The organism is Bacillus sp. LK2 (assembly GCF_001043575.1).
Lineage (GTDB): Bacteria > Bacillota > Bacilli > Bacillales > Bacillaceae_G > Bacillus_A > Bacillus_A paramycoides.
The window spans coordinates 1-2,639 of the sequence record NZ_LDUK01000111.1; the positions used below are offsets into that span (position 1 = coordinate 1).

The 2,639-nt window shown below is 36.6% G+C and carries 4 protein-coding genes; all 4 read right to left on the bottom strand.

What is annotated here, in order from left to right; genetic code table 11:
- The coding region (locus tag VK90_RS27395) for a hypothetical protein (RefSeq protein WP_048376746.1) at positions 1-849 on the bottom strand (849 nt) is incomplete at its 3' end.
- Positions 850-864: 15 nt separating this feature from the next.
- Positions 865-1,950: a hypothetical protein gene (locus tag VK90_RS27400; protein ID WP_048376747.1), complete on the bottom strand. Its 1,086-nt coding sequence runs from the start codon at positions 1,948-1,950 to the stop codon at positions 865-867.
- Between the two features lie 103 nt (positions 1,951-2,053).
- A complete protein-coding gene (locus VK90_RS27405; protein ID WP_048376748.1) occupies positions 2,054-2,362 on the bottom strand; it encodes a hypothetical protein in 309 nt (102 codons plus the stop codon).
- 25 nt (positions 2,363-2,387) lie between these two features.
- Entirely contained in the window at positions 2,388-2,612 is a 225-nt protein-coding gene (locus tag VK90_RS27410) for a hypothetical protein (RefSeq protein ID WP_048376749.1), read from the bottom strand.
- Between the last annotated feature and the right edge of the window lie 27 nt (positions 2,613-2,639).

A 2,639-nucleotide genomic window follows, 5' to 3' on the forward strand; every position in this document is an offset into this window, starting at 1 on the left:
ATCCGTTGGTGGATCTACTGGCGGCTTCGGTTTATCTGGATCCGTTGGTGGATCTACTGGCGGTTTCGGCTTTTCTGGTTCTGTTGGTGGATCTACTGGCGGATCTACCGGTGGTTTTGGTTTCTCTGGTTCTGTTGGTGGATCCACTGGCGGATCTACCGGCGGTTTCGGCTTTTCTGGTTCTGTTGGTGGATCTACTGGCGGATCTACCGGCGGTTTCGGCTTTTCTGGTTCTGTTGGTGGATCTACCGGCGGTTTCGGCTTTTCTGGTTCTGTTGGTTTCGGTTTTTCTGTCCCTGTATTTTCCGTATTACCATTCTCACCTTCCGGTGTAACTGGTGGAAGAATATCTCCTATACTTGCTACTGAAGAATCAATATTTTGATCGCCAAAAGCAAAATGATCTCCGTTCAGGGTTACTTGTGGTTTATTATCTGTAATAGCTGCAATCACATTATCTTTTGTCGTATCTTGAAGTGTTTTATCTGTTGTTTCTTTATCAAAGAGTACAAGAACACGAGAAGTGGTTTCATCTCCATTTTGAAGATTACTTACAATGGATTTTTCTTTGAAATTAATTTTTGATTTATCAATCTCATCTAGTACATAAGCAACTTCATTATCTTTACTTTGAATTGCGTTCTCTGTAATTGCTTCGAAATCTTGTTTGTTCAAATTTTCTTTCTTTTCCTCCGGCTTATTCTTATCTACCTTTTTTGTAATAGTTGATTTACTTTTTGATGATTCTTTACTTCCAAACCAACTGCATCCTGTAGTACTCAATATCAATGAGCCACCAAGAAAAACAATTCCCATCTTTTTATACAGATTCTCATAATTTAATGGCATGTTATTTCTTCCCCCTTAGATGTCCTTTAGATCTTTATCAATTTTTTCAATCTTAGCTTTCTTCTCCTCTTCACTTATCGTAGATTGTTGAACATCTCGTTTTTCTAATTCTTTGACCTCTTTCATCAAGTTTTTATTTGCTTGTGTTTTGGCAAAAGAATAACAATCTTCATATTTTTTTAGATTTACAAAAGCTTCAACAATGAGCTTTTCACGTCTACCGTCTATATTGACTTTTCCTTTAAGCTTGATTACCTCTTCATATTTTTTATTAAGCGCTGCCTTTTCAAAATCGATCACATCATTTTTGACATCAATTTCATTGATTTTATTCATGTTGTCTATCCCGATAAAATATGCAACCACACTTTCTGCAAATTTCGGTTCATACTGTAATGCCTTATTTGCCTTTCCATTTAATAAATAAGTAAATAAAACTGCTTTCTGACTATCTTTATCTAATTCTGTGTAATTGACCTTATCAAAGTATTTAACGGCTTCTCCATACTGTTGAATGGCTGCCTGTTGTAATCCTTTTACTACATATTGTTCAGAACCAGCATTTGCACTCGAAACCGGCTTGGAAGAGAATAACTTAAAGGCAAATATGGCACCAGCTCCAATTAACAACACACTTCCTATGACACTCACAATCATCTTGAATCCTTTTCTATTTTCCTTTCCAGGCTTTACTTGTGTTTTCACTTCGTCCGATGGACTATAGGAGGGTTCCTCCTTTCTTTCTGGTAATTCTTCTTGACATTCATATTCTTCATAAAAAGGATAATCATTGATTTCCCTTCCTAACGTTTCTAACAGCTCCTTCTTTTGTTCCTCTTGTTCCGGATCTAATTCCATCACATTCATTTTTTTTGAAATGTGATCAAAAATGTGAGCTGCATAACCAGAACCGAGTGATAATGTACCGTTATAGATTTCATCAGAATGACCATCTAACAAATCAAAATCAATATGTTCTTGTCGCCCTGCTTCTCTATAAGCGCGTTCTAATCGTTTGGTTAAGGTATAAGCTTCATAAAACGAATATTGCTTGCCCGACTCAATTTCTGTTCCATTACTACTTTTAAAAATGACGAACATGGCTTCTCCTTTCTCACATTTACTCTAAATCCCATGAAAAAAGGCAACAAAAAAAGCCATACCCTTTGCATAGCTTCCTCATTGCCTTATTTATATTTGTTCACTATTTCATCCAAAGAAACGGGAATAAGATTTGACCAAATTTGACATTACTATTTACGCTCTCTGCTAAGTATTGGCATCCCATTACGATAACGAGTCCGGCTGCCCCACCAATAAACCACCAAATACATTTATGTCTTCCTCGTTCACCACCCCAAATTAATAGATAAGCGCCCCAGCAAAATACAATAGCTGTACTCACCATTGCTCCTCTTTGCATCCAAGTAATAAATGAATTACCCGTATTAATTAGACCATCCATCGCATCACCTAACACTAACATTTGAGCTATTGTATCCAACATATACATTCACTCCCTTTTCCTTTTTGGATTCTTATACGTTGCTAAGCTGACTTGACTCGCTCGGCTTGCTGTCTTCCTTCACTTCGGTTGGTTCTGCTTTATATGCTTGTAAAGCTTTCATTACTAAATCTTGATTTTCTTCAATACATTTCTGATGATGTAAATGAAGCCAATGGTTATAATCCTGACCATTGGCTTTTAATAGATTTGCTACCATTTCTTTTTCCTTTTTTAATTCCTTTTGTGTAATCGTCACTGTTAATCACCACCTCGTATGATTAAG

Bases quoted from the DNA above. Each gene is read 5' to 3' on its own strand.
- VK90_RS27405 (WP_048376748.1), bottom strand. From the start codon at position 2,362: ATGTATATGTTGGATACAATAGCTCAAATGTTAGTGTTAGGTGATGCG.
- VK90_RS27400 (WP_048376747.1), bottom strand. From the start codon at position 1,950: ATGTTCGTCATTTTTAAAAGTAGTAATGGAACAGAAATTGAGTCGGGC.